The sequence below is a fragment of the Acidovorax sp. KPB24-07 genome (assembly GCF_057543315.1).
Genome location: NZ_BAAJYS010000024.1, coordinates 1 through 19,571 on the forward strand (window position 1 = coordinate 1; position 19,571 = coordinate 19,571).

At 64.5% G+C, this 19,571-nt stretch carries 19 protein-coding genes; 17 read left to right on the forward strand and 2 right to left on the reverse strand.

Annotation, left to right across the window (positions count from 1 at the left end):
* Positions 1–436 (reverse strand): phasin family protein (locus AC27IQ_RS05270; RefSeq protein ID WP_487088695.1); only part of this gene is annotated, 436 nt, incomplete at its 3' end.
* Positions 437–657: 221 nt separating this feature from the next.
* On the opposite strand from AC27IQ_RS05270, the gene rfbB reads away from it, so the two are divergent.
* The 4 genes from rfbB to rfbC all read left to right on the forward strand — a co-directional run bounded on the left by rfbB (position 658) and on the right by rfbC (position 4,216).
* Positions 658–1,764, forward strand: coding sequence for a dTDP-glucose 4,6-dehydratase (gene rfbB / locus AC27IQ_RS05275; protein ID WP_487088697.1), 1,107 nt, complete (start codon positions 658–660; stop codon positions 1,762–1,764).
* Positions 1,761–2,651, forward strand: a complete 891-nt coding sequence (gene rfbD / locus AC27IQ_RS05280) for a dTDP-4-dehydrorhamnose reductase (protein WP_487088699.1) — start codon at positions 1,761–1,763, stop codon at positions 2,649–2,651. Before rfbB ends, rfbD begins: the two co-directional genes overlap by 4 nt.
* A 24-nt stretch (positions 2,652–2,675) precedes the next feature.
* Entirely contained in the window at positions 2,676–3,560 is an 885-nt protein-coding gene (gene rfbA / locus AC27IQ_RS05285) for a glucose-1-phosphate thymidylyltransferase RfbA (RefSeq protein WP_272565182.1), read from the forward strand.
* Between the two features lie 110 nt (positions 3,561–3,670).
* Positions 3,671–4,216 (forward strand): dTDP-4-dehydrorhamnose 3,5-epimerase, encoded by a 546-nt coding sequence (gene rfbC / locus AC27IQ_RS05290; protein ID WP_487088701.1) that lies wholly within the window; start codon positions 3,671–3,673, stop codon positions 4,214–4,216.
* A gap of 48 nt (positions 4,217–4,264) precedes the next feature.
* Here the strand turns inward: rfbC and AC27IQ_RS05295 are convergent, their stop codons facing one another.
* Positions 4,265–6,109: a hypothetical protein gene (locus tag AC27IQ_RS05295; RefSeq protein ID WP_487088703.1), complete on the reverse strand. Its 1,845-nt coding sequence runs from the start codon at positions 6,107–6,109 to the stop codon at positions 4,265–4,267.
* A 232-nt stretch (positions 6,110–6,341) separates the two neighbouring features.
* On the opposite strand from AC27IQ_RS05295, the gene AC27IQ_RS05300 reads away from it, so the two are divergent.
* The 13 genes from AC27IQ_RS05300 (at position 6,342) to AC27IQ_RS05360 (ending at position 19,534) form a co-directional block, all read left to right on the forward strand.
* On the forward strand, positions 6,342–8,084 hold the full coding sequence (locus tag AC27IQ_RS05300) for a GspE/PulE family protein (RefSeq protein ID WP_284413851.1): 1,743 nt from the start codon (positions 6,342–6,344) through the stop codon (positions 8,082–8,084).
* Positions 8,077–9,351 carry a type II secretion system F family protein gene (locus AC27IQ_RS05305; RefSeq protein ID WP_284429713.1) on the forward strand — a complete coding sequence of 425 codons (1,275 nt, stop codon included), beginning with the start codon at positions 8,077–8,079 and terminating at the stop codon, positions 9,349–9,351. Before AC27IQ_RS05300 ends, AC27IQ_RS05305 begins: the two co-directional genes overlap by 8 nt.
* Positions 9,352–9,379: 28 nt before the next feature.
* The gene (gene gspG / locus AC27IQ_RS05310) at positions 9,380–9,835 is read left to right on the forward strand and encodes a type II secretion system major pseudopilin GspG (protein WP_092745333.1); all 456 of its coding nucleotides are present in this window, start codon (positions 9,380–9,382) and stop codon (positions 9,833–9,835) included.
* 26 nt (positions 9,836–9,861) lie between these two features.
* The gene (locus AC27IQ_RS05315) at positions 9,862–10,308 is read left to right on the forward strand and encodes a GspH/FimT family pseudopilin (RefSeq protein ID WP_284404900.1); all 447 of its coding nucleotides are present in this window, start codon (positions 9,862–9,864) and stop codon (positions 10,306–10,308) included.
* The gene (locus tag AC27IQ_RS05320; RefSeq protein ID WP_487088706.1) at positions 10,305–10,712 is read left to right on the forward strand and encodes a type IV pilus modification PilV family protein; all 408 of its coding nucleotides are present in this window, start codon (positions 10,305–10,307) and stop codon (positions 10,710–10,712) included. The genes AC27IQ_RS05315 and AC27IQ_RS05320 overlap by 4 nt, the downstream gene beginning before the upstream one ends.
* Positions 10,709–11,392: a prepilin-type N-terminal cleavage/methylation domain-containing protein gene (locus AC27IQ_RS05325; RefSeq protein ID WP_487088708.1), complete on the forward strand. Its 684-nt coding sequence runs from the start codon at positions 10,709–10,711 to the stop codon at positions 11,390–11,392. Before AC27IQ_RS05320 ends, AC27IQ_RS05325 begins: the two co-directional genes overlap by 4 nt.
* Entirely contained in the window at positions 11,389–12,255 is an 867-nt protein-coding gene (locus AC27IQ_RS05330) for a type II secretion system minor pseudopilin (protein ID WP_284429715.1), read from the forward strand. The genes AC27IQ_RS05325 and AC27IQ_RS05330 overlap by 4 nt, the downstream gene beginning before the upstream one ends.
* Positions 12,256–12,262: 7 nt before the next feature.
* Positions 12,263–13,597, forward strand: coding sequence for a PilN domain-containing protein (locus AC27IQ_RS05335; RefSeq protein WP_284429716.1), 1,335 nt, complete (start codon positions 12,263–12,265; stop codon positions 13,595–13,597).
* Complete coding sequence (gspM, locus tag AC27IQ_RS05340) at positions 13,594–14,154, forward strand: type II secretion system protein GspM (protein WP_284404909.1); 561 nt, start codon at positions 13,594–13,596, stop codon at positions 14,152–14,154. Before AC27IQ_RS05335 ends, gspM begins: the two co-directional genes overlap by 4 nt.
* Positions 14,151–14,759 carry a hypothetical protein gene (locus tag AC27IQ_RS05345; RefSeq protein WP_284429717.1) on the forward strand — a complete coding sequence of 203 codons (609 nt, stop codon included), beginning with the start codon at positions 14,151–14,153 and terminating at the stop codon, positions 14,757–14,759. Before gspM ends, AC27IQ_RS05345 begins: the two co-directional genes overlap by 4 nt.
* 50 nt (positions 14,760–14,809) lie before the next feature.
* Positions 14,810–17,239: a type II secretion system secretin GspD gene (gene gspD / locus AC27IQ_RS05350; RefSeq protein WP_284429718.1), complete on the forward strand. Its 2,430-nt coding sequence runs from the start codon at positions 14,810–14,812 to the stop codon at positions 17,237–17,239.
* A 49-nt stretch (positions 17,240–17,288) separates the two neighbouring features.
* Positions 17,289–17,711 (forward strand): hypothetical protein, encoded by a 423-nt coding sequence (locus tag AC27IQ_RS05355; protein WP_284429719.1) that lies wholly within the window; start codon positions 17,289–17,291, stop codon positions 17,709–17,711.
* Between the two features lie 197 nt (positions 17,712–17,908).
* Complete coding sequence (locus AC27IQ_RS05360; protein ID WP_284429720.1) at positions 17,909–19,534, forward strand: cell surface protein; 1,626 nt, start codon at positions 17,909–17,911, stop codon at positions 19,532–19,534.
* Positions 19,535–19,571: the final 37 nt, after the last annotated feature.

The following is a 19,571-nucleotide window of genomic DNA, read 5'->3' on the forward strand; positions in this document are numbered from 1 at the left end:
CGGCCTGTGCCTGGGTGGCGGCCTCCAGGGCCCGGGTGAGCGCATCGATGCGCTCGTGCAGCGCCTGCACCTCGCGCGCGGTGGGCACGCCCAGCCGGGCGAGCGCCTTGGCCACGCGGTCTTCGAAGATGGTTTCCAGCTTGTCCCACTGGCCCGCCGCGCGCGTGCCGAATTCGCTGGCCGCGCTGGTCATGCGTTCGGCCGCTTCGGACAGGCGCTCCTGGGCGGTGGACTGGCCCTTGCGCTGCATGGCCGCGCCTTCCTTGACCAGCGCCTCGAACACCTTGCTGCCTTCCTGCTGCGCCTTGGCGAACGCGCCCAGGCCCGCCTGCCAGATCTGCTGCGCGGAGTCGCGCGCCTTGCTGCCGTAGAACGGGCCGCTGCCGGCCGGGTCGGCGTCGTCCGGTGCGTCGGGGTTTTTGGTGGATCGGGGCATGGATGGCTTTCCTTGGGGCAAGTGGTGCAACGGCGCCGCGCGGACCGGGTGGTTTGCGGCGGCATCGGCTCCAGACTTTACGTGCGCTGCGCGCGCCGTGGGTAGTGTGCGCCCCCTAAACGGCGCGGCGGGCCCGCTGCGGCTCGTAACAGGGCCCCGGCACGCGATGGGATAATCCGCCGCTTTGATACAGCGGCGCCTTCGCGCGACCCCCCCATCCCATGATTCTTGTCACCGGCGGCGCAGGCTTCATCGGCGCCAACTTCGTTCTGGACTGGCTGGCTTCGGGCGACGAGCCCGTGGTCAACCTGGACAAGCTCACCTACGCAGGCAACCTGCAGAACCTGGCGAGCGCGCAGGGCGATCCCCGGCATGTCTTCGTGCAAGGCGACATCGGCGACACGGCCCTGCTGGCCAGGTTGCTGGCCGAGCACAAGCCCCGCGCCATCGTCAACTTCGCCGCCGAGTCGCATGTGGACCGCTCCATCCACGGGCCGGAGGACTTCATCCAGACCAACGTGGTCGGCACCTTCCGCCTGCTGGAGGCCGCACGGCACCACTGGCTGGCGTTGCCGGAGGGCGAGAAGGCCGCGTTCCGTTTCCTGCACGTCTCCACCGACGAGGTGTACGGCACGCTGTCGGCCAGCGATCCGGCCTTCGCCGAAACGGATGCCTACGAGCCCAACAGCCCTTATTCGGCCAGCAAGGCCGCGAGCGACCACCTGGTGCGCGCCTGGCACCACACCTACGGCCTGCCGGTGCTCACCACCAACTGCAGCAACAACTACGGGCCGTACCACTTTCCGGAAAAGCTCATTCCGCTGATGATCGTGAACGCCCTGGCAGGCAAGCCGCTGCCGGTGTACGGCGACGGCATGCAGATCCGCGACTGGCTCTACGTCAAGGACCACTGCAGCGCCATCCGCCGCGTGCTGCAAGGCGGCGCTCTGGGCGAAACCTACAACGTGGGTGGCTGGAACGAAAAGCCCAACATCGAGATCGTGCGCACGGTGTGCGCTCTGCTCGACGAACTGCGCCCGCGCGCCGACGGCCAGAGCTATGCCGCGCAGATCCACTACGTGCAGGACCGCCCGGGCCACGACCGGCGCTATGCCATCGACGCCCGCAAGATCGAGCGCGAACTGGGCTGGAAGCCCGCCGAAACCTTCGAGACGGGCATCCGCAAGACGGTGCAGTGGTACCTCGAAAACCCCGAGTGGGTGGCGGCCGTGACCAGCGGCGCCTACCGCGAATGGGTGCAGACGCAGTACCAGGCCGTGCCCGGCGCAGCGGCTGCGGCACCGAACGCCGTGGCGGCCAGCGCATGAACATCCTGCTTTTCGGCAAGGGCGGCCAGGTCGGCTGGGAGCTGCAGCGCAGCCTGTCGGTGCTGGGCACCGTGACGGCGCTGGACCACGACAGCACCGACCATTGCGGCAACTTCGCCGATCCCGCCGGCATCGTGGACACCGTGCGCGCGCTGCGCCCGGACGTCATCGTGAATGCGGCCGCCCACACAGCCGTGGACAAGGCCGAGAGCGAGCCGGAGTTCGCACGCACGCTCAACGCCACCACGCCGGGCGTCCTGGCCGAGGAGGCCGCGCGCAGCGGGGCCTGGCTGGTGCACTACAGCACCGACTATGTCTTCGACGGCAGCGGCGAGCGCCCCTGGGTGGAGACCGACACCCCGGCGCCGCTGTCCGTCTATGGCCGCACCAAGCTCGAGGGCGAGCGGCTCATCCAGCAGAGCGGGGCCCGCCACCTCATCCTGCGCACCAGCTGGGTCTACGCCGCCCGCGGCGGCAACTTCGCCAAGACCATGCTGCGCCTGGCCCAGGAGCGCGAGCGCCTGACGGTCATCGACGACCAGTGGGGCGCCCCCACCGGCGCCGACCTGATCGCCGACGTCACGGCGCATGCCCTGCGCCACCTGGAGCGGCGCCCCGAGGATGCCGGGCTCTACCACCTGGTGGCCGGGGGCGAGACCAACTGGCATGCCTATGCAAAATACGTTCTGGCGCAATCGGTACTAGGGGGTGGTGCTATAAAAATAGTAGCTAACGACGTGGCGCCCGTGCCGACGAGCGCGTTTCCCACGCCGGCCGTGCGCCCGCACAACTCGCGGCTCGACACCCGCCGGCTGCAATCCACGTTCGGCCTCGTTCTGCCGCATTGGCAGGCGGGCGTCTCGCGCATGCTGGCCGAAATCCTTTAGCACCCAGGGCAGAGAGAGCACCACATGACCGCACGCAAGGGCATCATCCTCGCCGGAGGTTCGGGCACCCGCCTGCACCCGGCCACGCTCGCCATCAGCAAGCAATTGCTGCCGGTGTACGACAAACCCATGATCTATTACCCGCTCAGCACGCTGATGCTGGCGGGCATCCGGGAGATCCTGGTCATCAGCACGCCCCAGGACACCCCGCGCTTCGAGCAGTTGCTCGGCGACGGCAGCCAGTGGGGCATTCAATTGCGCTACGCCGTGCAGCCCAGCCCCGATGGGCTGGCCCAGGCGTTTCTCATCGGCGAGGAATTCCTGGCGGGCAGCCCGAGCGCCCTGGTGCTGGGCGACAACATCTTCCACGGGCACGATTTCGAGGACCTGCTGCGCAGCGCGCTGCAGCGCGAGGAGGGGGCCAGCGTCTTCGCCTACCACGTGCAGGACCCCGAGCGCTACGGCGTGGCCGAGTTCGATGCCCGCGGCAAGGTGCTGTCCATCGAGGAAAAGCCCAAGGCCCCGAAGTCCAGCTATGCCGTGACCGGCCTGTACTTCTACGACGCGCAGGTGGTGGAACTGGCCAAGCGCCTGAAGCCGTCCGCCCGGGGCGAACTCGAAATCACCGACCTGAACCGCCTCTATCTGGAGCAGGACGCGCTGCACGTCGAGATCATGGGCCGGGGCTATGCCTGGCTCGACACCGGCACGCATGAAAGCCTGCTGGAAGCCGGGCAGTTCATCGCGACGCTGGAGCACCGGCAGGGCCTGAAGATCGCCTGCCCCGAGGAAATCGCCTGGCGCAACGGCTTCATCGACGATGCCCAGCTGGCTCGGCTGGCGCAGCCCCTGGCCAAGAACGGCTACGGCCAGTACCTGCAGCGGCTGCTGCGGGAGCCGCGCGAGTAGCGCGAGGATCGCAACAGGCCCGGCGCGCCGCCGCGCCAGGCTGGCGTCCGTCGCGCGTGTCCTGTTCTTCCGCCGGTTTTCTTCTTTCTTTCGTTGTTGGCAATTCCTCCATGAACGTCATTCCCACCCGCCTGCCCGATGTCGTCGTCCTCGAACCCAAGGTGTTCGGCGATGCCCGGGGCTTTTTCTTCGAGAGCTTCAACCAGCGTGCCTTCGACGAGGCCACCGGCACGCGCCATGCGTTCGTGCAGGACAACCACAGCCGCAGCGCCCGCGGCGTGCTGCGGGGCCTGCATTACCAGTTGCGCCAGCCCCAGGGCAAGCTCGTGCGCGTGGTGCGCGGCACGGTGTTCGACGTGGCGGTGGACCTGCGCAGGAGCTCGCCCACGTTCGGCCAATGGACGGGCGAGGAGTTGAGCGAGGAAAACCAGCGCCAGATGTGGGTGCCGCCCGGCTTCGGCCATGGCTTCGTGGTGCTCAGCGAGAGCGCGGATTTCCTCTACAAGACCACCGACTACTACGCCCCCGAGCATGAGCGCTGCATCGCCTGGGACGATCCCGCCCTGGCGATCGACTGGCGCTTCGACGGCGAGCCCAGCCTGTCCGCCAAGGACATGAAGGGCCTGCCGCTCGACCAGGCCGAGGTGTTTGACTGACTGACGCCTGCGGCGGGCTGTGCGGGGCAGGGCCCGGTCCGCAGCGGCTCACGGGCCCTTGGGCGCCAGCGTCTGCTGCGTGGCCCGGTACAGGTGGTCGGAGCCGAACTTCGGGTTGTCCGGATCGAACGAGAACATGTTGTGCCCCCGGGGCACCAGGGTGCCATGCCAGCGCGGCTCGGCGAAGAACGAGAGAAAGTCCGCACCCCGCTCTGCATGGGCATCGAACACGCGCTGCAGGGCGGCCGCGTCCATCGCCTTCAAGGGATGGAACTCGGTGATGCCGTAGCGGGTGTGGCCGCTGCGGCCCAGCCAGTCGAAGTAGGAATGCCCGTAGGTCGGCTCGCCGTACAGGCTCACGCCCAGCCGGATGGAGCCCAGCGGCCGCAGCGATGCCTGGATCGCGAACTTGTTCTCGTCCCAGCCCGGGTTCGTGAACGGCACGATCTGGTGGGTGTAGCGGGGCACGTCCGCCAGGCACGAGCGTGCCACCTCGCCATCGAAATACCGCAGATAGTCGACCACCTGCTTCGCGCGAAAGGCATGCCACAGCGGCACGAGCGGGTTGTAGTAGTACGACGACGCGTCCCGCGGCGTGTCGATGTGCGCCTGCACGCCGGGCCCGGCAGGCGTGCTGGCCGGCAGCGCTGCCTGGGGCTGCGGCTGTGGCGTGCTCTGCTGCCGGTCCATGATGGCCACGTCGCGGCGGCCCAGGTGGGTGAGGGCGCCCGGCCGCGTTTCCAGGAAGATGTCCAACCGGTGCATCCCGGCCGGCAGGCGCCGGAAATCCAGGTCCATGCGCCAGCCGGTGTTGGCGTCTCCGAACTCCGGCTTGGCCGCCAGCACGTCCTGCCGCCCCAGCCGCACGGCGGTCTTGCCCACCAGGCGGCCGTTGCGGTAGATGTGGATCCAGGCCGGGTGCTCCGGGGTGGCGCCTTCCACATGCGCCCAGCCCGAAATGGGCAGGCTGCCCTGCGCGAACGCATCGATGTGCTCGGTGTAGCGGCGCAGCGGCTCGGTGCGGATGTCGCGGGACGGGGGCTCCACCTCGGAGAACGCGGCGTAGTCGCCGCCCACGGCACGGTTGAGCGCCTCGATGCGGCCGAATTCGGCCTGCAGGTGGTGCCGAAACCCTTCGACCGAGGCCGCGCTGTAGTCGGTCACCCGGTAGGCGCCATCGAAGCCCATGCCCGCCTGGAAATTGGGAAACAGGTGGTGCAGTTCCCCCAGCAGCGTGATGCCCCGGATCTTGGCGCGGTCCTGCGCTGGCAGCTGGCAGGCCGCGTCCAGCACGGCCTGCATGGCCTGGGCGCGCCGCTGCGTCAGGGTGTTGCGGGTGGTGGCGAACGTCCAGTTGAAGACTTTGGAGTCGTAATAGTCGTCGGTGCCCAATGCGCCATCCCGGGTGTGGCCCATGTTGGCCGGGTCGGCGGCCAGCGCGGCCTCGATTGGTGCCTCCGCCGAGAAATGCGTGGAGAACAGGTAGAGGATCGCCGGCCGGGGCGTGTCGCGCAACGTGCGCACCAGGCGCCCCACTTTCTCGTCGTCGATGCGCCAGTCCCCGTCCGCCGTCTGGTGGAAAAGACGCAGCAGCGGCACGGGCAGGGTGTAGCCCAGGGCTTCACGGGGCGATGGCGGCTCCGTGGGCTGCAGCGTTTTCAATGTGGATTCGATGAGCGCGGCGGCCGAGCCCTGCGGGCCCTGGCAGCGCTCGGCCAGGTCCTGCATCGCGGCCGGCAGGGTCTCGGGCGAGAGCACGCAGGGCTCGATGACGCTGACCATCGGGGCCAGCAGCAGGCGATCCGCACGGAGCGGATGCGCAGGCGCATGCGGCTGGAGCAGCGCCAGGCCGCCCGCACCGGCCAGAAGAACACCCAGGGCTGCGAGGGCCATGGAAACGTGCAGGGCAGTCCGTCTGGGAGGGTTTTGCATGGGCGGGGCGGGCAGTCGCATCAATTGATCGAGGGAGGCCCGCGACTTTAAGCGAAGGCCCGGCTGGCCCGCGGGGTGTGCAAAGGCCATGGCTTTGGCGGGAGTGGGCCCCAGGCCGTCGCGGCTACACTTGGGCCCCATTGCGCGCGCCCGAGGGCGCGCAACGCCGATCGCGGCGCCATCCCACACCTCCATGACGACGAATACCCTTCCCGACCGCATCGAACCGCTGGCAGACGCGACGCCCGCGCCGCGTCCTCCGCTGGGAGAGCTGCTTGTCCAGTCGGGCAAGCTGAGCGCCCGCGACCTGGAGCGCGCCCTCTCCGCGCAGCAGGAAATGGGCGGACTGCTGGGCCGCGTGCTGGTGCGGCTGGGGCTGGTGTCCGAGCTGGACGTGATCCAGTCGCTGTCGCGCCAGCTGGGGATATCCATCGTGCCGGCTGGCGAGTTTCCCGAACTCATGCCCGAGGTCGAGGGGCTGCTGCCGGAATTCCTGCACGCCAACAGCGTGTATCCGCTGCAGGTCAGCGAAGGCCGCATGCACGTGGCAATGGCCGTTCCGCAGGATGCGTTCGTCGTCAAGGCGCTGCATCTGGCCACGGGCCATGTGATCGTTCCGCACCTGGCGCTGGACAGCGACATCGAGAAAGCCCTGTCCGAGCCCGTGGTGGAGCAGGGTGCCGAAGACGACGAGGCCGACGACGGTTTCGGCGATGGCTCCGATGGCGGCGACTTCGTCGAGCATCTGAAGGACCTGGCCAGCGAAGCGCCGGTCATCCGCCTGGTGAACGCCATCATCGGCCGTGTGATCGATCTGCGCGCCTCGGACATCCACTTGGAGCCGTTCGACGACGGACTGCACGTTCGCTACCGGGTGGACGGCGTGATCCATGCGGGCGAACTGGTGCCGCCGCGCCTGAGCGCCGCCGTGAACTCGCGGGTCAAGCTGCTGGCCCACCTGGACATTGCCGAGCGCCGCCTGCCGCAGGACGGCCGCATCAAGACGCGCGTCAAGGGCCGCGAGCTCGATCTGCGGGTGTCCACCGTGCCCACCGTGCACGGCGAAAGCGTGGTAATGCGGGTGCTGGACCGGGCGAGCGTGCGCCTGCAGCTGGAAACCATGGGTTTCGAGAAGGACACGCTCGAGCGGTTCAACAGCCTGCTCGCACGGCCCCACGGCATCTTGCTGGTCACCGGCCCGACGGGTTCGGGCAAGACGACCACGCTGTATGCGGCCTTGTCGAAGATCGATGCGGGGGCCAACAAGATCATCACGGTGGAGGACCCGGTCGAGTACCAGCTGGAAGGCATCAACCAGATCCAGGTGCATCCGCAGATCAACCTGACCTTCGCCAACGCGCTGCGCTCCATTCTGCGCCAGGACCCCGACATCATCATGATCGGCGAAATGCGCGACGGCGAAACCGCCCAGATCGCCGTGCAATCGGCGCTCACGGGGCACCTGGTGCTCTCCACCCTGCACACGAACACGGCCGCCGGCGCCGTGATCCGGATGAAGGACATGGGTGTGGAGGGCTACCTCATCACCTCCGCCGTCAACGGCGTGCTGGCCCAGCGCCTGGTGCGCACGCTGTGCGGCCAGTGCAAGGAGCCTTTCGAGCCGGGCGAGGACGTGCGCCAGAGCACGGGGCTGGCGCGCTTCAGCGGCGTCGGCCAGGCCATCTACCGGGCCGTGGGGTGCGAGCACTGCCGAGGTTCCGGCTACCGGGGCCGGACCGGCATCCATGAACTGTTCGTGCTGGACGAGCCCATGCGCCGCGCCATCATCGAAGGCCGCGATGCCAACGCGCTCAATGCGCTGGCGGCGCAGGGCGGCATGCTCAACCTGTACGAGGACGGGCTGCGCAAGGTGGCCGCCGGCATGACCACGCTCGATGAGCTCGCCCGCGTGACGCAGGACCAAGCCGATGCCTGATTACGTCTGGCGGGCCGCCGCCGCCTCGGGCAAGGTGGCCGAGGGCCGGCTCACGGCCATCAACGAAGCCCAGGCGCTCAAGCAACTCAGGGCGCAGGGTCTCACGCCATTGACCATCAGCGACTCGATCGGTGCTTCCGCCGGCCCGGGCGCCAGCAGTGCCATGGGCACCGCCTCCGCCAATGAGGCCATCGGGGCCGCTGCCGTGCCCAAGGGGCGCAGCGGCAAGGGGCCGGTCAAGGCGGCCGATGTGCTTGCGCTCACCTCCGAGCTGTCCATCATGCTGCGGGCCGGACTGGCCTTGGACAACGCGTTGCGCGTGCTCATCGACATGAGCTACAAACCCAGCATGGCCGAGCTGCTGCAAGGCATTCTGGACGCGGTCAAGGGCGGCACGCCGCTCAGCCGCGCCTTGTCGCAGCACCGCGAGCTGTTCGGCGATTTCTACATCAACATGATCCGCTCGGGCGAGGCCAGCGGCCAGATGTCGTCGGTGCTGGAGCGGCTCGTGGAGCACATGGAGCGGCAGCGCGCACTGCGCGACAGCGTCATCTCCGCCACCATCTACCCCGCGATCCTTTTGGGCGTGGCCGTGCTGTCGCTCATCGCCATGCTGGGTTTCGTGGTGCCGCAGTTCGAAAAACTGTTCACCGACATGGGCGATGCGCTCCCGATGCCGACCCAGATCGTCATGGCGCTGGGCCATGCCTTCACGCGCTACGGCCTGTTCATCGGCATCGTGGCGCTGGGCCTGGGGCTGATGGTGCGCCGCTGGGCGGCCTCTCCCGCCGGGCGCCAATGGTGGCAGGCGCGGCTGCTGAAGCTGCCGCTCATGGGGCGTCTGGCGCTGAAATACCAGCTCACGCTGTTCTCGCGCTCCCTGGGCACCTTGCTCGGCAATGGCGTGCCCATGCTGACGGCCCTGCACATTGCGACCGAAACCGTCAGCAACACGGTCTTGCAGCAGGCCCTGTCCCGTGTTGCTCCCATCGTGAAAGAAGGGGGCAAGGTTGTCCAGGCCGTTTCCGCGACGGGCATCTTCGAACCGCTGGCGATCAACCTGATCCGGGTAGGCGAGGAAACCGGCCGCATCGGTCAGATGATGCTCGAGCTGTCCAATATATTGAACCGCGAAGTCGAAACCGGTATCAAACGCCTTCTCACGCTGGTGGAGCCGGTGCTCATTCTGGTGCTGGGTATTTTGATTGCCGCCATCATTGTTTCCATCCTTCTCGGGATCCTGTCCATCAATGACCTCGCCGTATAATTTTTGTTTGTCCAAGGAGTCCTCTTCCATGGCGCATTCCCGTGCTGGCCGCTCCTGTGGCACCCCTATGCAACGCAAATCCGCCCGCGGCTTCACCCTGATCGAACTGCTGGTCGTTCTGGCCATCCTGACGCTGCTCGCCGGCTTGGTAGGCCCCCGTGTGCTCAACCAACTGGGCGGCGCCAAGGCCAAGACGGCCGGTGTGCAGATCGCCGACCTGGACAAGTCGCTCGAGTTGTTCAAGCTCGATGTGGGCCGCTACCCTTCGACCGAAGAAGGCCTGGAGGCACTGGTGAAGCGCCCCGGCTCCGTGAACGGCTGGACAGGCCCTTACCTCAAAGGCGGCGTGCCTTCTGACCCCTGGGGCCATCCTTACCGCTATGCCAACCCGGGCCCGAACGGCGGCATCGAGATCCTGTCACTCGGCTCCGATGGCGCCCCCGGCGGTGAAGGCGAAGCGGCCGACATCCGCAACACGCCCTGATCGCCTGCATCCCCAGGCGTCCTGCCATGCGGCGCGAGCGCGGCTTTACGCTGGTCGAGTTGCTGGTCGTGTTCGCGATCCTGGCCCTCGTGATCGGCTTGGCACCGCTGGCTTTCGATCGGCTGCGGGATTCGGCGCAGTACCGTGACACGGTCCGCACGATGATCAGCCAGATGCGTGCCGCCCGTGTTACCGCCATGGCGGAAGGGCGGGAGGTCCGCTTCTCCGTGGACTTGAAGAATCGCATGTATGGCAACGACTCCGCCTTGAAGCCGTTGCCGCAGCCGCTGCAGTTGCGTGCCATCGTGGCCGGTACCGAATTGAATGCGCAGAGCCAGGCGGCCATCCGCTTCCTTCCGGGTGGCGGCGCCACGGGCGGCAGCATCGAAATCCTGAGGGCGCCCGGCATCGGCACTCGGCTGCGGGTGGACTGGCTGTCCGGGCGCGTGACGCAAGAGGCCCTCACCCGATGACGCGCGGCTTGCATCGCCGACAGCGGGGCTTGACCTTGCTGGAGTTACTGGTGGCCTTCGCCATCATGGCGTTGTCGCTTGGCATGCTTTACCGCGCCATGGGCAGCAGCGCGCGCAGCGTTGCGGACGTGGATCGGTATCAACGCGCGGTGGTGCTGGCCGAGTCGTTGCTCTCCCTGCGCGACGCCATCCCTGAGCAGGGCTTGAACCAGTCGGGGGAGTCCGCTGGCTACCAGTGGCGCATCACCACGGCGCCCTATGTGACGGAGTTCAAGGGGCCCGCCATTCCGCCTTTGCACGAGGTGAACATCGTCATCTCCTGGTCGGACGGTGTGCGCCTGCGCAACTTCGAACTGAGCACCTTGCGGCCGCAGCGCAAGCCGCCCGAGCCGGGGCGTGGATGATGAAGCGGTGGTCTGAAGGCTCGAAGGCGCTGCGCCAGCGCGGCTTCACGTTGGTGGAACTGCTGGTGGTCATCACCTTGCTGTCGCTCGTGATGCTGGCCCTGGGGTCCGCGTTGCGTACCACGGCACAAACGGAAGAGAGGGTGGATCGCCGGATGCTGCGGACCGATGAACTGCGGGTGGCCAACGGGTTTCTGCGCTCGGTGCTGGGCCGGGTGTCTCTGCAAAAGCGGGCGGCGGTCGTCTCCATCGACGAGAGCCCGTACTTTTTCATCGGGCTGCCCGAGGAGATGGCTTGGGTGGGGGTGATGCCAGCCCGTTACGGTGCGGGTGGGCGCTACCATTTTCGATTGGGCGTGCTGGACCAGGCATCGGGGCCTGCTTTGGTATTGCGGTACTTGCCTTGGATCGATGGAGGCGTGGCGCCGGATTGGAGCCAGGCCGCCAGCTACGTGCTGGTGGATGGGATGACCGGCTTTTCACTCCGGTACGAAGACGCCAACGAGGAGCCTCCTGTCTGGGGCGCTCCCTGGAAGGCGGTTGATCGGCTGCCTCAACGGGTTTCGATCGCGATCCGGACCTCCGCAGGCGTTTGGCCGGACATCGTCATTCCGATGCGCGTTCTGCCATCCAGCGATCCGGCCAGCGACGGAGCCACTTTTGGCGGGAGCCGCTCGTGAATCAGCGCAAGCCAAGTAAGCACCGTAACAAGAAACAGCGCGGCATGGCGCTGTTGGCCGTGCTCTGGATGGTCGCAGCCCTCACCATCATCGTGTCTGGCCTGACACGATCCATCAGGGAAGAGGCGCGCGTCATGTCCTTGTCGCGCCAGAACGTCCAGGCCCAAGCGCTGGGCGATGCGGCGATTCAACTGGCATTGCAGGCGCTGGTGGCCAGCAACACCCCCCTGGCCCGCACCCGGCAGGCACAGATCGACTATCGCGGGGTCACGATGCAGGTCCAAGCCATGCCTTTGAACGGCTTGATCGACATCAATGGTGCGCCTGTTGCCTTGCTGGCGAAGCTCTTTTCCGTTGCCGGCGAAATGCCGGCAGAGGCGGCCCAGGGGCTCGCTCAAGCCACAGTGGAAATGCGTGAGCGGCGCGATCCACGCGGCGTGCCGCAGCGTTTTGAATCGGAAGAAGACCTGCTCAAGGTGCCCGGGGTGGACTACACCCTCTATGCTAGACTTTCGCCGCTCATCACTGCAGATCTTCGAGGGCGAGGCTTGGTCAATCCGATGGCTGCGCCCTTGGAAGTACTGACCGTCCTTGCCGGAGGAAACGCTGCAGTCGCCATGCGCATCGTAGCGGACCGGGATGCCGGCGCTGAAGGCATCGATACCACGGCCCTGGAGGCCGCATTTTTGGATAACTCGACGGTTCGGCGGCTGCGAATCCAGGCAAGGGTTCCCATGCCGGACGGTGTTTGGTTGCGCGTATCGCGCAGCATCGATTTCAACGCACGTGCGAAGGGCGGTTTGCCGTGGCAGACCTTCCGTGCCAGTTCAAGCGTTGAGCCCGTGATACGTAAAAACTCCTGAGCCACCCATGCCTTCCATTTCCTCCGATGCCCGTTTCCTGGGAATCGACTTGCACGCGCTCTGGCGTGATGTCCGCAGCCCCTGGCAGGGCATGCATGCGTGGCCGCTGTTCTCCTGGCTGACGCCGTCCGCGCCGGTCGTGCTGCTCCATCCCGAGGACGGCCTCTCTTTCTGGCTGGGGGACGAAAAGCAGTCCAAGGTGGCGGGCCCGGTCAAGGCCAGCTTCACCGCCGTTGAACTGCCTGAAGAATTCGTGCTTCGCAGGACGCTGACCTTGCCGCCCATGGCTGAATCGGACATCGCCAAAGCCGGTGCTTTGGAAGTGCGTGCCATCAGTCCCTTTCCTGAGGCGGATCTGGTGTGGGGCTATCGCTTGATCGAAGGCTCCACGGGCACTTCCCGAATCGAGCTGGCCCTGGCGTCTCGCAGGCAGGTCGCCCAATACCTCGCCTCCCAGGCCGCTCGCCTTGGCGGCGTGTCAAACCCGGAAGTCTGGGTGCGCAGCAATCAACAGCGCCCCATCGTGCTTGGTGGCTATGGTGAAGGCTTGCGCCATGCGCATGCACTGAGATGGAGGCGCGCGGGTTATGGGCTTTTGCTCTCGATGGCTGTACTGGCCATGGTCATTGCGGTGACCCCTACGCTCCAATTGCGTGAGCGCGCGATCGAGGCGGCGCAGAGCTATCAGGATGCGGCCAAGCGCACGGCTCCGGTCGTCGCCAAGCGGGATGCGCTCATGCAATCGGCAGAGAAGCTCGGAATGCTGTCGGAAGTGCTTGCCACGCGCATCGAGCCTTTGCGTGTGCTGGACAAACTGACCCAGCTGCTGCCGGACGATACCTATCTGCAGAGTTTTCGCATGCAAGGCGCCAAAGTGACCATTGTGGGAATGACCGGAAATGCGGCCGCCCTGATGCAGGTGCTGGGCAATGAGCCGGGGTTGCGAGAGGTCCGTGCCCCATCTGCTGCCACCCGGATGGGGAATTCCCCCAAGGAAACGTTTGCCATTGAATTCACGCTGGATCCTCAGTTTTTCGGGGTGGTGGGAAGTGTAGTCGCAGGCAAGGCCGCAGTCGCCTCCACTGGAGCCGCGACGCCGGTCCTTGCCCCGGGGGGTGTTGCCAGCGCTGCTGCTTCGGGCGCTAGCGTGGCCGGAGCGCCTGTCGCCCCAGCTTCGTTGCCCGCCAATTCATCCTCCAGCGCAGTCGCACCGCCGCCGGCCAGTGCCTCTCCATCGGCTGGTGGAGCTGCCTTTGGCGGATCGGTCGCCACATTCGGCGGCCGTACCACCACTGCACCTGCATTGCCCGCTTCTTCGCCTGCGAACCGTACCAAGCCATGAAACGCATTTCATCCCGTGAGGGGCTGATCCTCGTCTGTACTCTGGCTCTGGCGATCCTCCCCCTGGTCATGTTGGGCTGGTACATCGCTGAAAAGCACCAAGGTGCCGAGTCTCAACTGGCGCAAATGGAGCCGCGCTATGCGCGGCTTCTGGGCCTGGAGTCGCAGCGGACGGATATTGAAGCCGTGCTTGCGCAGGCCAATGCGGCAAGAACGCAGTACATCTATCCGGCATCCCAGGATGCCAACCAGACTGGCAATGCGGCTCAGCAGCGGATCCGGGATATCTTCAGTGCGGCGGGCTTGCAGGTGATCAGTAGCCAGGTGCTGCCTGCCAAGGACGAGAAGGGCTTTGATCGCATTCCGCTGACGGTGCGGACCGAGGGCGAAATGCTGGCCCTGCAAAGCGCGCTGGCCGTTCTGACCAGTCAAATGCCCATCATCGTCATCAATGATCTGGACATTCAGCTCCAAGGCGGCTATGCCAACTCGGATCCCAAGGTCGCTCCCCGGCTGTCGGCGCAGTTTGGCCTCAGCGTATTGCGGGAGCGCACATGAAGCGGTATGCCTTGCATCTGCTGCTGCTGGCCAATGCAGCGTTGCTGATCCTTCTGGCATGGATGTGGGTTGCGCCGGATGGAAGCGTTCGCAATGTGCATTGGCAAGAACCAACGCCTCACCGAACGGATTTCGCTGCCATGCTTCCCGCTTTGCCAGGGGTGACCAACGCAGATACCGGGCAGTTCATTGCGATGCTGGATCGGCCATTGTTTGCTTTCACGCGCAGGCCGCCTCCACCGCCTCCGCCGCCCAAGGCCGCCGAGGAAGTGCAGGTCGACAACCTCAGCACCGCTCGCCTGTCAGGCGTCTTTGTCGGCGATGGTGCGGGAGGCATCATCATCGAAGTGGCCGGCAAGCACCGCCGTGCACGTCTGAATGACAACATCGAAGGGTGGACGCTCCAGTCCATCAACGGTCGCAATGTCACCTTCATCAAAGGTGACCAAAGCCGTGTCCTGCAGCTGCCTCGTGCGGCCGTTACTTCGTATACCGGCATGGCTCCAGCTGCACCGGTCAGCGGTCCCACATCGATCGGACGAGGGGCGGTGCAACCTCCAGCCCGGTCCGCCCCCCCTCGCGCAACATTTGGCGGTCGTTCTTAATGAGCGTGCTTCCTATCTGTTCGTTTCTCCCCGTTTCCAGGCAAGCAGTCATGACCCCTTACCGACACGCACTCACCGCTATTGCGCTGGCCACTTGTCAGTTGGCCATAGCCCAGTCGCAGCAGTCCGCCCCCGCAACCGGGAGCAGCAACATCGTCACGGAGTCGAGCGGTGCAGTGGTGCCAAGCTCCGCGTCTGATTCGTCCGCCAATGCCGCGTCGAAGAAGGCGGACAAACCTTTGGCAGAGGGCGAGCTTCCTGCAGCGGAGCCGCGTTTCATCATCGGAAACGATCGTGTGATCGCCCCGGCCAAGCCGGTGGCTGCCGTACAAGGCGCTCCGTTGTCCTTCAATTTCGAAGAGGCGCCGGTGGCAGAGGTCGTGCGTACTATTTTGGGAGATATCCTCAAGACGGACTATGTGCTTCACCCGCCGTTGAGCGGGACGGTGACTTTGGCGACACGCACGCCCATTGCACCGGATCAGGCGGTTTTCCTGCTGGAGAGTTCTTTGCAGGCCAACGGACTCGCCATGTTGCGCGATGCCCGCGGCACCTACCACGTCGGGCGGCCTGATGCATTGCGGAGCATCGGTGGGTCCGTTCGCCAGGTAGGCAACGGTCCGTTGCCCCCGGGCTCGGGCGCCATCATCGTGCCGCTGCAATACATCGGTGCGAGCGAAATGGCATCCATTCTTCGGCCGATGATGCCCCCCGATGCCGTCGTGCGGGTAGACAACGTGCGCAATCTGCTGATTCTGAGTGGCACACGCACCCAGGCCGAAGGGTGGCTCGATCTGGTGAACACCTTTGACATCGATCTGCTCAAAGGCATGTCGGTTGGGGTGTTCCCCTTGAAGCATGCGTCGATCAAGGAAGTGGAAACCGCGCTGCGCCTGGTCAGTGGCGGTGGTGCTGCAGCGGCTTCCCCGAATGTCGGAGGAGCCGTCGCTACAGGCACACCGGGTGCTGCGCAGGCGAATGCGGCCAGCGCGGCGCAGGCCATGCTGGGTGAAGGCAATCCTCTTTTCGGCGCTCTGCGCATCATGCCCATCGAGCGGCTCAACAGCATTCTGGTGGTCACGCCACGCGCTTCCTATTTGGAGGAAGCCCGCCGCTGGATCGAGAAGTTGGACCAGCCCAGCGACAACGGGTCTGAGCCACAGCTATTCATCTACCAGGTGCAGAACGTCAATGCCAAGCACCTTGCGAGCGTGCTCAGCGGGATTTTCGGGGGCCAGACCGGTGGATCGAACGTGGCCAACAGCGGGGTGGCACCCGGATTTGGAAGCGCGACGGGGAACTCTTTCGGCCAGACGCAAAGCGGATTCGGCGGCGTTGGCAGCACTTTCAGCAGCAGCGGGTCCAGTTACATGGGCGGCAGCGGCGTCCGCTCTTCGGGTCTGACGGGCAGTGCTTTCTCCAGTGGTTCCGGGACCGGGGCCTTCGGCAACCGCAATACCAACTCACAAGGTACACAGCAGCAGGGCACCTTGAGTGCCAATCTGGGCAGCGTTCGGGTGATGGCCGATGAACTGAACAATTCAGTGCTCATCTGGGGGACGCGCGCTGAGTATTCAAAGATTGAAGCGGCGCTGAAGAGACTGGATCTTCCCCCCACACAGGTTCTGATCGAAGCCAGCATCATTGAAGTGACCTTAAACGATGATCTCCAGTACGGCCTGCAATGGTCGTTCAACAACAGTCGAAATGGATACACCGGGCAGGGGCTGATCAGCGGGCGCAATCCGACCACCGTCAGCAGGGATACCCTGCTGGGAGGTGCATCTCAAGGTTTCTCCTATGTGCTCAGCAGTTCAACGGGCGTGCAGGCTGTGCTCAATGCCCTGGCTGACAAATCTCTTTTGAAGGTGATCTCCAGCCCATCGCTGATGGTGCTGGACAATCACACCGCATCCATCAATGTCGGCAACCAAGAGCCGGTCAGCACGACGACAGTTAGTTTTGTGGACAATGCAAACGCGTCCACCAGCTCGGTTCAATACAAGGACACGGGCGTCAACCTTGTTGTCACGCCGTCCGTGAACGCTGGCAACATCGTGAACATGCAGGTGGATCAGACGGTGACCGATTTGGGCGCTGTCAGAAGCAACGCCAACAATCAGCCTGCATTTTTGCAACGCCAGATCAGCAGCAAAGTCGCTGTGCGGTCGGGTGAAACCATCGTGCTGGGTGGCCTGATCAAGGACAACAGTACAGTTGGTAAGGCCGGCGTTCCTTTGCTACAGGACATTCCGGTCCTCGGAAATTTGTTTGGCACCAATAGCAACACCAGCAATCGGACGGAACTGCTGGTTGTTCTCACGCCGCGTGTGGTGCGCACTGATATCGACATTCGGGAAGTGAGTGAAGACTTGCGTGACCGAATGAAGGGTTTGAGAGTCATCGAACTCAAGGAACAGGGGAGCCGTAACCCCCTCAAAGCGCCTCAGGCACCGGTGCAACCAGTCCAGCCAAACTGAGTCGAACAGCGTCGTTCAACCAGATCGTTAACAGGAGATCAACACAACCATGGTTCAAAACACCACTTTCCGTCGCCGGATGGGCGCCATTGTCTTGGCTGCAGGCGTCGTGGCACTCTCAGGATGCGCCGCCTTCAAGCCTGCCACTCCAGAACAGATCGTCGAGCAGCGGGCAACGGAGTATTGGAAAGCGAGAGTGGCCGGTCAGTACGACAAGGCCTATGCCTTGTCCACGCCTTCTTACCGCAAAACCAGGACAGCCGACCAGTTCAAGATGCAATTTGGTGCTGGTGTTGCCGTCAAGAGCGTGGAGGTCACGAAAGTCACTTGTGAGGGCGAGAAATGCACCACTCAGGTGAAATTGGGAGTTCAGCCTGCCGTGATCGGTTCAAAGCTTGGTACTATCGACAGCTACCTGAACGAGACATGGCTGCTTGAAGATGGCCAGTGGTGGCACTATCAAGATCTTTGATAGGGATCTTCGAAGGCGTTTGCAAGCGGTCTTGCGAAGCAAGATTCACCTCACCGCATACGGTGTTGCATTTCCTCAACAACAGGTTTTGTTACAGCGGTTCCGTTGTACAACACGTCAGAGCGCTGTGCTACCATCCCTTAGCGTAATCAATCGTGGTAGTTGCGCTTACCAACTTTTTAACTGGAGTTCTTGATATGAGAAAAAATGTTCTGGCCCTGAGCATTGCTGCCATGATTGGTGGCCTGGGCTTTGCTGGCGCCGCATCTGCTGATGTGGTCGTTGGTACGGCTCCGCTGAAGACGACGACCGCTACGACGATGTCGTTCGCGGAAGGCGGCGTGGGTCATGCACTGCTGGTTCCTTACTTCAACGCACAAAACGGCAACATGACCGTGATGCACGTTGTGAACACCGACACCTCCAACGGCAAGGCCGTGAAGGTTCGTTTCCGCGGCGCCTTGAACTCCGACGACATTCTTGACTTCCAAGTCTTCATGTCGCCTGGTGACGTGTGGACTGCTGCCGTGACGGCTGGTTCCGATGGCGTGGCACAAATTGTGACCGCTGACGGCACCTGCACGTTGCCCACGCTGGCCAAGGGTGTGAACCAACGTTTCGTGACCGACCGTCTGAATCCTGGCATCTCGGAAGCCGACAAGGCCAACAACACGCGTGAAGGCTACGTTGAAATCTTCAACATGGCTGACATTCCTCAGCTGCTGGCTGGCACGACCACGGTCAACCCCCTGTACACGGCTATCAAGCACGTGAACGGCGTTGCACCTTGCACGTCCTCCACCCTGAACGCTACGCTGCAAAACTTCACGACGCCTGCCGCCGTGGCTGCAGCTGGTTTCGACACGCCTTCGACCGGCCTGCTGGGCGACTGGTACATCATCAACGTCGCTCAAACGACGACGTTCTCGGGTGGCGCTACTGCAATCCGTGCTGAAAACAACGGCGCTCAAGCCATTGCTAACTTCGTGCACTTCCCGCAATCGGCCAGTGCAGCACCTACGCCTGACACGTACACGGCTGACCCTCTGTTCCGTACGGTGAACGTGTTCACCACGGGTACGACGGCTCCTACGACCGTGCCAGCAATCGCTGCCGCGAACTATGACCTGCCCGACATGTCGACGCCTTACGTGACGGCTCCTAGCGCAACGGCTCCTCTGACGCAAGCTCGCTTGCTGACGAACGCCCTGGCTGTGACCTCGATCGCTAACCAGTATGCTAACGACACGAGCATCTCCGCCAAGACGGACTGGGTGTTCTCCATGCCTACCCGTCGTTACAACGTGGCGTCTAACTACGCTGCTGCGCAAACCGGTGGCAACGCTGCTCAAGTTCGCTACTTCTCCGACCTGATCGCCACTGGCAACGGTGTTGCTGACGAGCGTTTCAACCCAGGCAACACGTCGCTGGCTACCACCGGTGGTGCCATCTGCGTGAGCTCGACGGGCCAAGCGTTCTTCGACCGCGAAGAAACCACGACCACGACCGGCGCAGTGTTCTCGCCTGGTTCCATCACGCAGACCCGTTTCTGCGGCGAAACCAGCGTGCTGAGCTTCCGTGACGGCGGCACCTCTGTGCTGGGCGCTTCGGTGGCTCGTCAAGATCTGTCGAGCGGTTCGTTCACCAACGGCTGGAGCCGCGTGGATGTGCCTAACTCGGTGGCTGGCAACTCGCTGGGTCTGCCAATCCTGGGCGCTTCGTTCATCAAGCTGTCGAACCCCAGCGCTGCGGCTGGCACGTCCGGTACCTACGGTATCACGTGGCCCCACCGCTTCACGTTCCCGACGTTTGTCGCTCAGTAATTTGAACGGCACTTTTCACAGCAATGTGAACCAAAAA

Coding starts and splice junctions, on each gene's coding strand:
- rfbB (WP_487088697.1), top strand. CDS start 658: ATGATTCTTGTCACCGGCGGCGCAGGCTTCATCGGCGCCAACTTCGTT.
- rfbD (WP_487088699.1), top strand. CDS start 1,761: ATGAACATCCTGCTTTTCGGCAAGGGCGGCCAGGTCGGCTGGGAGCTG.
- rfbA (WP_272565182.1), top strand. CDS start 2,676: ATGACCGCACGCAAGGGCATCATCCTCGCCGGAGGTTCGGGCACCCGC.
- rfbC (WP_487088701.1), top strand. CDS start 3,671: ATGAACGTCATTCCCACCCGCCTGCCCGATGTCGTCGTCCTCGAACCC.
- AC27IQ_RS05295 (WP_487088703.1), bottom strand. CDS start 6,109: ATGGCCCTCGCAGCCCTGGGTGTTCTTCTGGCCGGTGCGGGCGGCCTG.
- AC27IQ_RS05300 (WP_284413851.1), top strand. CDS start 6,342: ATGACGACGAATACCCTTCCCGACCGCATCGAACCGCTGGCAGACGCG.
- AC27IQ_RS05305 (WP_284429713.1), top strand. CDS start 8,077: ATGCCTGATTACGTCTGGCGGGCCGCCGCCGCCTCGGGCAAGGTGGCC.
- gspG (WP_092745333.1), top strand. CDS start 9,380: ATGGCGCATTCCCGTGCTGGCCGCTCCTGTGGCACCCCTATGCAACGC.
- AC27IQ_RS05315 (WP_284404900.1), top strand. CDS start 9,862: ATGCGGCGCGAGCGCGGCTTTACGCTGGTCGAGTTGCTGGTCGTGTTC.
- AC27IQ_RS05320 (WP_487088706.1), top strand. CDS start 10,305: ATGACGCGCGGCTTGCATCGCCGACAGCGGGGCTTGACCTTGCTGGAG.
- AC27IQ_RS05325 (WP_487088708.1), top strand. CDS start 10,709: ATGATGAAGCGGTGGTCTGAAGGCTCGAAGGCGCTGCGCCAGCGCGGC.
- AC27IQ_RS05335 (WP_284429716.1), top strand. CDS start 12,263: ATGCCTTCCATTTCCTCCGATGCCCGTTTCCTGGGAATCGACTTGCAC.
- gspM (WP_284404909.1), top strand. CDS start 13,594: ATGAAACGCATTTCATCCCGTGAGGGGCTGATCCTCGTCTGTACTCTG.
- AC27IQ_RS05345 (WP_284429717.1), top strand. CDS start 14,151: ATGAAGCGGTATGCCTTGCATCTGCTGCTGCTGGCCAATGCAGCGTTG.
- gspD (WP_284429718.1), top strand. CDS start 14,810: ATGACCCCTTACCGACACGCACTCACCGCTATTGCGCTGGCCACTTGT.
- AC27IQ_RS05355 (WP_284429719.1), top strand. CDS start 17,289: ATGGTTCAAAACACCACTTTCCGTCGCCGGATGGGCGCCATTGTCTTG.
- AC27IQ_RS05360 (WP_284429720.1), top strand. CDS start 17,909: ATGAGAAAAAATGTTCTGGCCCTGAGCATTGCTGCCATGATTGGTGGC.